This is a genomic window from Azospirillum sp. 11R-A, assembly GCF_049472615.1.
Taxonomy (GTDB): Bacteria; Pseudomonadota; Alphaproteobacteria; order Azospirillales; family Azospirillaceae; genus Azospirillum; species Azospirillum palustre.
The window spans coordinates 168219-177498 of record NZ_JBCEBL010000014.1 but is presented as its reverse complement, the minus strand read 5'-3'; the positions used below and the strand labels follow the sequence as shown (position 1 = coordinate 177498).

The following is a 9280-nucleotide window of genomic DNA, read 5'->3' as shown; positions in this document are numbered from 1 at the left end:
CTTGATAAGCGTGAGGTCGGAGGTTCAAATCCTCCCTGGCCCACCATGTTTAGCGATGGCGTGACCATCGGGGGCATAGCTCAGTTGGGAGAGCGCCTGCTTTGCAAGCAGGAGGTCGTCGGTTCGATCCCGTCTGCCTCCACCAGTTTCCGCAAGGAAGATTGGTGTCGAGGGACGCCGAGCCGCTCAGCTTCGAGGACCGTTGGAAGGAACCACAACACGGAAACGTGAACGATAACGAGCGCTTTGGCGCTCGTTATCGTGCCCCAGGCCACAGCGTGGCGCCGGGGCGGGATCATGGACAAGTGAAGATGAAGTGCAAGTGACCGAGGACGCTCCTCGGCCGGCCCAGACCCACAAGGTCGAAGCTGGCTGGGAGTAGCATCGAACGGCGGAAACAGCTGGCCCTGTTGGTCRGCTCGCGAGCAGGCTTGTTCCTGCGCGTGGCGCAAGCGTTTTCGTTGGAGTTGAGATCAAGCGTCTGAAGGGCATCTGGTGGATGCCTTGGCACTGAGAGGCGATGAAGGACGTAGCACGTTGCGATAAGTCACGGGGAGCCGCGAGCAGGCATTGATCCGTGAATTTCCGAATGGGGAAACCCACCGCGCAAGCGGTATCCCATGCTGAATMMATAGGYATGGGAAGCGAACCCGGCGAACTGAAACATCTAAGTAGCCGGAGGAAAGGACATCAACCGAGACTCCGCTAGTAGTGGCGAGCGAACGCGGACCAGGCCAGTCATTCGATCTACATAACCGGAACCGTCTGGAAAGTCGGGCCATAGCGGGTGATAGCCCCGTACGGATAAACCGGATCGAATGCTCGAGTAGGGCGGGGCACGTGAAACCCTGTCTGAACGTGGGGGGACCACCCTCCAAGCCTAAGTACTCCTCAGTGACCGATAGTGCACCAGTACCGTGAGGGAAAGGTGAAAAGCACCCCGACAAGGGGAGTGAAACAGTTCCTGAAACCGGATGCCTACAAGCAGTCGGAGCCTCTTTACGGGGTGACGGCGTACCTTTTGTATAATGGGTCAGCGACTTAGAGTATGCAGCGAGCTTAAGCCGGTAGGTGGAGGCGCAGCGAAAGCGAGTCTGAATAGGGCGACCGAGTTGCATGCTTTAGACCCGAAACCTGATGATCTAGCCATGGGCAGGTTGAAGGTGCGGTAACACGCACTGGAGGACCGAACTCACGCCTGTTGAAAAAGTCGGAGATGACCTGTGGCTAGGGGTGAAAGGCCAATCAAATCAGGAAATAGCTGGTTCTCCGCGAAAGCTATTTAGGTAGCGCGTCGGATATCACCTGCGGGGGTAGAGCACTGGATGGGCTAGGGGGGCGCGAGCCTTACCAAACCTAACCAAACTCCGAATACCGCAGAGTGCAGTCCGGCAGACAGACGGTGGGTGCTAAGGTCCATCGTCGAGAGGGAAACAGCCCAGACCGCCAGCTAAGGTCCCCAAATCACGGCTAAGTGGGAAAGGATGTGGGAAGGCCATGACAACCAGGAGGTTGGCTTAGAAGCAGCCATCCTTTAAAGAAAGCGTAATAGCTCACTGGTCTAGTTAAGCCGGCCTGCGCCGAAAATGTATCGGGGCTCAAGCCGTGTACCGAAGCTGCGGATGCGATCTCAGATCGCGTGGTAGCGGAGCGTTCCGTAAGCCTGCGAAGGGTGTCCGTGAGGCCGCCTGGAGGTATCGGAAGTGAGAATGCTGACATGAGTAGCGACAAACAGTGTGAGAAACACTGTCGCCGAAAGTCCAAGGGTTCCTGCGCAAGGTTAATCCACGCAGGGTGAGCCGGCCCCTAAGGCGAGGCCGAAAGGCGTAGTCGATGGGAACCACGTTAATATTCGTGGGCCTGGCGGAGGTGACGGATTGGAAAGCGTGTACGATCTTATCGGATTGATCGTGCTGTGGACCGGTTCCAGGAAATAGCCCCGCCATATAGACCGTACCCCAAACCGACACAGGTGGACTGGTAGAGTATACCCAGGCGCTTGAGAGAATGGTGTTGAAGGAACTCGGCAAATTGCCCTCGTAACTTCGGAAGAAGAGGGCCCCGTTGTGGCGCAAGCCATGGCGGGGGGCACAGACCAGGGGGTAGCGACTGTTTACTAAAAACACAGGGCTCTGCGAAGCCACACAAGGCGACGTATAGGGTCTGACGCCTGCCCGGTGCCGGAAGGTTAAGAGGAGGAGTGCAAGCTCTGAATTGAAGCCCCGGTAAACGGCGGCCGTAACTATAACGGTCCTAAGGTAGCGAAATTCCTTGTCGGGTAAGTTCCGACCTGCACGAATGGCGTAACGACTTCCCCGCTGTCTCCAACACCAACTCAGCGAAATTGAACTCTCCGTGAAGATGCGGAGTTCCCGCGGTCAGACGGAAAGACCCCGTGCACCTTTACTACAGCTTTGCAGTGGTGCTAGGGACTTCATGTGTAGGATAGGTGGGAGGCTTGGAAACATGGGCGCCAGCTCGTGTGGAGCCAACCTTGAAATACCACCCTTGAAGTCTCTGGCATCTAACCGTGGCCCGTTATCCGGGTCCGGGACCCTGCATGGCGGGTAGTTTGACTGGGGCGGTCGCCTCCCAAAGTGTAACGGAGGCGCGCGATGGTGGGCTCAGAGCGGTCGGAAATCGCTCGACGAGTGCAATGGCATAAGCCCGCCTGACTGCAAGACTGACAAGTCGAGCAGAGACGAAAGTCGGCCATAGTGATCCGGTGGCTCCACGTGGACGGGCCATCGCTCAACGGATAAAAGGTACGCCGGGGATAACAGGCTGATGACTCCCAAGAGTCCATATCGACGGAGTCGTTTGGCACCTCGATGTCGGCTCATCACATCCTGGGGCTGGAGCAGGTCCCAAGGGTTCGGCTGTTCGCCGATTAAAGTGGTACGTGAGCTGGGTTTAGAACGTCGTGAGACAGTTCGGTCCCTATCTGCCGTGGGTGTCGGAGTTTTGCGAGGATCTGTCCCTAGTACGAGAGGACCGGGATGGACATACCTCTGGTGCACCGGTTGTCACGCCAGTGGCATGGCCGGGTAGCTAAGTATGGACGGGATAACCGCTGAAAGCATCTAAGCGGGAAACCCACCTCTAAACCAGAGCTCCCTTGAGAGCCGTGACAGACCATCACGTCGATAGGAGGCATGTGGACCGGCAGCAATGCCTGAAGCTAAGCCTTACTAATCGCTCGATCGGCTTGATCTCACCGGGCGCCATGCACAGCGGTAAGCCGCTTCATGGACGATCTGAAGGCGCATCCCGTCACTTGAAACTCGATTTTATCGCGATCAGCGAAAAGGCCGCCTCCCTTGTGGGAAGGCGGCCTTTTCGCGTTTGGAGTTTGGGCTCTTCGTCTACTCGCCCAATCCTTTGAAGCCCATGTCGCTGTCGGCGATAGTGACGAACCAGTTCTTCGGATCGCCCACCGTACCGGCCAGTTCCGGCTGGTCGAGCGCCGGCCGCACCATCATGCGGGTCGGCGTGCGAAGGCCGTTCTTCAGGCAGAGGAAGCCCATCATCGACAGCGGCCGCGCCGCCTGGGCGTTCAGCGTCCGGCACATCAGCGCAACCATACCCTCACGGCGCGCCAGTTCGGTCATCAGCGAGAAGGCCGCCATCAGCCAGCCCGGCCGGGCCAGATAGTCGCAGACCACGCCGACCGGCTCACCCTTCCAGTGATCGACCCGCAGCACGACATAGGCGAGAACGGTCTCGCCGCGCATGACGTAGAAGCGGCGGAAGCGGTCGGCCTGGGGGGACAGGTCGAAGCGCCAGTTCAGGAAGGCCCAGTCGCGCCGGGCGATCACCGAATGCTGCGGCGACGCCGCCTCCCAGAGGTCGTCGACGCGGTAGTCGAAACGGTCGATCTCCACCAGCCGGGCACCGAGCAGCTTGGCCGAAAGTCCGTAGCCCATCGAGGCCGACGCCAGCGCCGGCTTGCCCACCCTGGCGACCAGCTTGGCCAGACCCCCGCCATACGGGCTGACGCGCAGGCAGCGCAGAGGGTCGATCACCCGCAGATATGTGGGCACATTGCCGAGGTCGAGCCAGCCGCCGCGCTTGTAGGATTTATAGGCGGCCTCCGTCATCGACAGCGACACGGCGAGATCGCTGGCTCCGGTGTGGGTTTCCGACAGGGCGGGGCCGACGCCGCGCAGGCGCCATTCCGGGGCGACCATCAGGTCGATCGCCCAGGAGGCCCGGCGGTTGCGCTCGCCCACCTTCAGGGCGAAGGGGATGCCGCCCTGCTGGCCGACCACCGCACCGTTCCGCTTGCACAGCCAGAGCTGCGGTCCTTCATGCTCCCGTTCCGGCGGCTCTTCGAACAGCCAATGGAAGTGGTCTGGGGACAGCTGGATTGCTTCGGCCCCGAAATGCGCGCGCTGGAATGCCTCCAGGGAGGCGTGGTCGCCCGGTTCATACCGGGCGACGCCACGTTGCTTCCAGTCGATGACGCTCATGCCTCATCCCCGACGGACACCGGCTGCACCAGATGGGCATCGCGCAGGATGCGGGCGGAGGTGCGGCGCTTGGCGGTGATGTCCTTGTAGACGCGGTGGACCTGCTGGACGGTCAGGTTCAGAGCTTCCGCGGCTTCCTCCTCGCTGGCGCCGCGACCGTAGGCGCAGAGCGCCAGATCCAGCTTGTCGTAGGGCAGGGCGTAGTAGAACTCCTCCTGCGACTGCGGCAGCGTGTAGGTATCGGTGCTGGGCGACTGCGCCTGGATTTCCGCCGGCAGGCCGAGATAGGCCGCCATCTGATAGACCTGCGACTTGTAGAGGTGGGCGATCGGCTTGAGATCGGCCAGACCGTCGCCGCCGCGCACGAAGAAGCCCAGCTCATATTCCAGGCGGTTCGGCGTCCCGAGCACGGCGTAGTTCAGGCGGTCGGCATGGGTGTATTCGACCGTCTTGCGCATGCGCTGCTTCAGGTTGGTGGCGGCGACGACGTCGAGATAGACGTCCACCGGCATGCGGCTGGTCTGGCGCTCGCCGTCCGGCGATTCGACGGTCAGGGTGAAGTAGTTGACGCGGTCGGCGTCCAGAAGGTTGCCGGCCAGACCGATCTTCTGCTTCCAGCCTGGGCCGAATTCCGGGAAGAGCCGGCGGATGGCGTTGTCGCGCCGCTCGTAGCAGCCGAGCGCCTCCAGCGGGCCGGTGATGTTCTCCATCACCGGGGTCACGCCGAGATGCTCGCAGAGCAGGGTGCCGAGGCGGGTGCTCTTCGGCGAGTTTTCCTTTTCCGGCATCAGGATGCACAGCACGCGCTCCGGCCCGAGGGCGCGAACGGCGAGCGTGGCGCAGACCGAGCTGTCGATGCCGCCGGACACGCCGAGCACGATGCCCTGGCGGCGCAGATCATGGGCGACGATGCGTTGGATGGCGTCTTCGATCTCGCGAGCCGCGGCCGCGCAATCCAGATCGAGGGCCTTGGAGTCGAACGAGGTGAGGGCGTTCAGCATGGTCACGGTTCCCAATGGGGGTTGATGCATCGTCGGTCAGAAGCGGCCGCGGCGATCAGGCCGCGGTGGGCTGGGGTGTGGCGGTCCGGGCGTTGCCGAGCCGGTCCTCCAGCACGTGAATTTCTGCACGGTCCAGGGCGGCCCGCTGGTCGCGGATGCTCTGGGGCAGTTCGTCCTGGACGTAGTGGGCCAGCATCTGCAGGGTCAGCGTGCCGACCAGCGCCATCTCCTCCCGCTCCCCGGCCATGCGGCCATTCTGGCGATGGGCCTTGTCGGCCAGGGCGGAGACGGCCGCGGCGTCGGTCAGGCCGTAGCGGGCGAGGGCGTCCGGCGACAGCAGGTCGCGGACATAGTCCGGGGCGCCGTCGCCGAACAGGGCCGTAGTCATCGGCGCGCGATAGGGCCTCTTCGGCCGCTGGAAGATCTCGGCGGGGAGATGGCGGGCGGCCAACCGGCGCAGGGCCAACTTGTCGCGAAGGCCCAGCATCTTCACCCGGTCCGGCAGGGCGGCGCAGAGGTCGTCCACTGCCGGGTCGAGGAAGGGGTAGCGGACCTCGATGCTGTTGGCCATGGCGACGCGGTCGCCCTGGGCCGACAGCAGGTAGGGGGTCATGAAAGTGGCGATCTCTGCCCATTGGCTGCGCGCCAGCGGCGACCAGCGCGACCAGCCGTCCGGCAGATGGGCCGCCACATGCGCCTCGAAGGCGGCATCGTCGGCGGTGGCCTGGACATCGGCGGACAGCAGGCGCTGCGACCAGGCGGTGTTCCGCCAGCGGGTGCGGTGGGCGTAGAAGGTCTCCTCCGTCTCCATCATGCCGCGCTTGAAGAAGGCCTGCCAGAGCGGGCTGTCCTTCTGGCCGTTGACGGCGGCGAAGGGATGGACGCGGCCCAGCAGCTTCGGCCGCGCCTTGCTGTCGGGCTGCCGCGCCCAGAAGCGGCGGACCTTGTCCTCCTTGAAGATGTCGTAGCCGGCCAGCCACTCGTCGGCACCCTCGCCGGACAGCACGACGCGGATGCCGCTCTCGCGCACCAGACGCGACAGCAGGAACAGCGGGGCGGGGGCGGTGCGGACCAGAGGCATCTCGCCATGGCGGATGACGTCGGGCAGGGCGGCCTGGATGTCCTGCGGGCTGCAGAGGATGTCGTGATGCTCGGTCCCGACATGGCCGGCGACCAGCCGCTGCTGCGGCGTTTCGTCGAAGCCGGCGTCGGTGAAGCGGACGCCGAAGCTGTGCATGTGGGTGGTGTCGAGCTTGCGGGCCAGCGCCGCGATCACCGAGCTGTCGAGCCCGCCGCTGATATAGACGCCGACCGGCACGTCGGCGCGCAGCCGCAGGCGGATGGCGTCGAGCAGTTTCTCCTCCAGTCGGTCGGCGGCCTCGTCCAGCGACAGCTTGGCCAGCGACGGATCGGTGGCGAAATCGGGCTGCCAGTAGCGGTCGACATGCAGCGCCAGCGTGGAGTCGACGCGGATCGCAGTGGCGGCCGGCACGCTCTCCACCCCAGCGAACACGCTGCCGTGCGGCGCGGTGCTCCAATGGGTGAAGACCTGGGCGAGGCGGGCCGGGTCGAAGGCCGGAGCCACCCGGCCGCCGCCGAACAGCGACTTGGCTTCGGAGGCGAAGACCAGATGGTCGCCGCGGCGGGCATAGAACAGCGGCAGGATGCCGAGCCGGTCGCGGACCAGCCACAGCTCGCGCCGGGTGGTGTCCCACAGGCAGATGGCGAACTGGCCGTTCAGCTTGGCCCAGGTGGCGGGGCCGTATTCCTCAAAGGCGTGGACGATCACCTCGGTGTCGGTCTGGGTGTAGAAGCGGTGGCCGCGCGCCTCCAGCTCCCGCCGCAATTCGACATGGTTGAAGATCTCGCCGTTGAAGCTGATCCAGAGGGTGCGGTCTTCGTTGTGGATCGGCTGGAAGCCGCCGGCCAGACCGACGATGCTGAGACGCGCATGGGCAAGCCCGATGCGGTCGTCACGGTAGAAACCGTAGCCGTCCGGGCCGCGATGGCCCAGCATGGCGATCATGCGCTTCAGCTCGTCCAGACCGGCCGGTTCGGCACGCGATCCTGCGAGAACTCCGGCGACACCACACATGAGCGTGCTTTCTGTCCTGGGGTGGGTAGTGTTCGTGGTGATGTTCTGTAGGGGGAACGTTCCGCTCCCGTCCTGCCCCGTCCCCGCTACGCGGGGGAGCGGACGGATGCCGCCGCCGGACGTGCCGGCGTGCCGATTTCCTCCACCAGTTCCGCCCGCCGGATTTTGCCGGAGTCGGTCTTCGGCAGGCTGTCGCGGAACTCGATGAATTTCGGCACGAGGTGGCTTTCCAGCCGGCCGCGGCAGTGCTGGCGGATCGCCGCTTCCGACAGGGTCGCACCGTCACGGGCGACGAGGAAGGCCTTGACCGCCAACCCGTCGGCATCGTCGGGAACGCCGATCACGCAGGCCTCCAGCACACCCTCCAGCTCGTACAGCGCGTTCTCGACCTCCTTGGGGCTGACCTTCTCGCCACGGCATTTGAAGACGTCGTCCTTGCGGCTGACGAAGTAGAGATGCCCCTCGGCGTCCTGGGTGAACAGGTCGCCGGTGAACAGCAGGGTCTCGCCCTGCGGGCCGCGGCGCAGACGCCGGGCTGTCTCCTCCGGCCGGTTCCAATAGCCGCGCATCACGTTGGCGCCGCGCACCACCAACTCGCCGACCTGGCCGGGAGGAAGGCGGTTGCCCTCCTCGTCGGCGACGAAGGCTTCGGAGTTGGGGATGGCGCGTCCGACCGAAGCCGGTTTCAGCTCCAGTTCGGCGGGATCGAGCGTGCTGATCCGGGTGCAGCACTCGGTCATGCCGTACATGGAATGGAAGATAGCCTGGGGAAAACGCTCGCGCAGCCGTTGGAGATGGGCGGCCGGCAGCGGGGCGGCGGCGTTGGTCAGGTAGCGCAAGCGACCGAGATCGGCGGTCTTCGCCGCTTCCAGCCCCAGCAGGGTGGAGAAGACGGTCGGCACGCCGGGCAGGCCGGTGACGCGGTGCTGCACCATGCGCTTCAGCGTTTCCATCGGGAAGGCGAAGGAACGCTCCAGCACCAGGGTGAAGCCGACGCGGGCGCCGGTCAGCACCTGGGACAGGCCATAGCCGAAGGTCAGCGGCAGGACGCACATCACCACGTCGTCGGGGGTGTTCTCCAGATAGGTGGAGATCGCCCAGCTGGTGTTGACGTAGTTGGCGTGGGTCAGCATCACGCCCTTCGGCCGGCCGGTGGTGCCGGACGTGTACATGATGGCCGCCAGATCCTGGTCGATCAGGCCCGGCTCCGCCGGCTGCCGGTGCTGTGCGGCCAGCGCGTCGGCATAGAGCAGGCCGGTGGCACCGTCGGGCAGGCCGGCGCCCACCCACAGTACCGTCGGCTGCATCTCCACCGTCTCCAGCGCCGGCAGGACCTGCCGGGCCAACGCTGCCGGCGCAATCAGGACCCGGATGCCGGCGTCGGCCAGCAGATAGGTCAGCTTGTCGGCCTTGGTGGAGGGGTTGACGGGCACGAACACGCCGCCGGCCTTCAGCGTGCCGAACAGGCCGGCGACATATTCGATGGAGTTCTCCAGCATCACCGCGACGCGGTCGCCGCGCGCGATCCCCGCCGACTGGAGCGCGCAGGCGACGGCGTCGCTTTCACGGTCCAGCTCGGCGAAGCTGCGGCTGGCATCCCCGGCGATCAGCGCGGTGCGGGAGGGATCCCGCTTGGCCGTCTCGCTGAGGAACTGGTGAACCAGATGGGCCATGGTGGTGTCCTTCTTCGCCCGTCTTTTGGCCGCTCGCAT

General features: G+C 64.4%; 4 protein-coding genes, 1 tRNA gene and 1 rRNA gene. 2 read left to right on the top strand and 4 right to left on the bottom strand.

The window, feature by feature from the left end; translation table 11 throughout:
* Positions 1-69 precede the first annotated feature (69 nt).
* Together VH569_RS19735 and VH569_RS19730 are read left to right on the top strand one after the other, a co-directional pair.
* Positions 70-145 (top strand) — tRNA-Ala (locus VH569_RS19735).
* Between the two features lie 326 nt (positions 146-471).
* Positions 472-3216 (top strand): 23S ribosomal RNA (locus VH569_RS19730).
* A 149-nt stretch (positions 3217-3365) separates the two neighbouring features.
* On the opposite strand, the gene VH569_RS19725 is transcribed toward VH569_RS19730, so the two are convergent.
* From VH569_RS19725 to VH569_RS19710, 4 genes are all read right to left on the bottom strand, one after another.
* Positions 3366-4472 carry a GNAT family N-acetyltransferase gene (locus VH569_RS19725; RefSeq protein WP_423317206.1) on the bottom strand — a complete coding sequence of 369 codons (1107 nt, stop codon included), beginning with the start codon at positions 4470-4472 and terminating at the stop codon, positions 3366-3368.
* Positions 4469-5473 carry an NAD(+) synthase gene (gene nadE, locus VH569_RS19720; protein WP_098737746.1) on the bottom strand — a complete coding sequence of 335 codons (1005 nt, stop codon included), beginning with the start codon at positions 5471-5473 and terminating at the stop codon, positions 4469-4471. Before nadE ends, VH569_RS19725 begins: the two co-directional genes overlap by 4 nt.
* A gap of 55 nt (positions 5474-5528) precedes the next feature.
* Complete coding sequence (gene asnB / locus VH569_RS19715) at positions 5529-7568, bottom strand: asparagine synthase (glutamine-hydrolyzing) (RefSeq protein ID WP_423317205.1); 2040 nt, start codon at positions 7566-7568, stop codon at positions 5529-5531.
* An 86-nt stretch (positions 7569-7654) separates the two neighbouring features.
* Positions 7655-9241 carry a class I adenylate-forming enzyme family protein gene (locus tag VH569_RS19710; RefSeq protein ID WP_423317203.1) on the bottom strand — a complete coding sequence of 529 codons (1587 nt, stop codon included), beginning with the start codon at positions 9239-9241 and terminating at the stop codon, positions 7655-7657.
* Positions 9242-9280 lie beyond the last annotated feature (39 nt).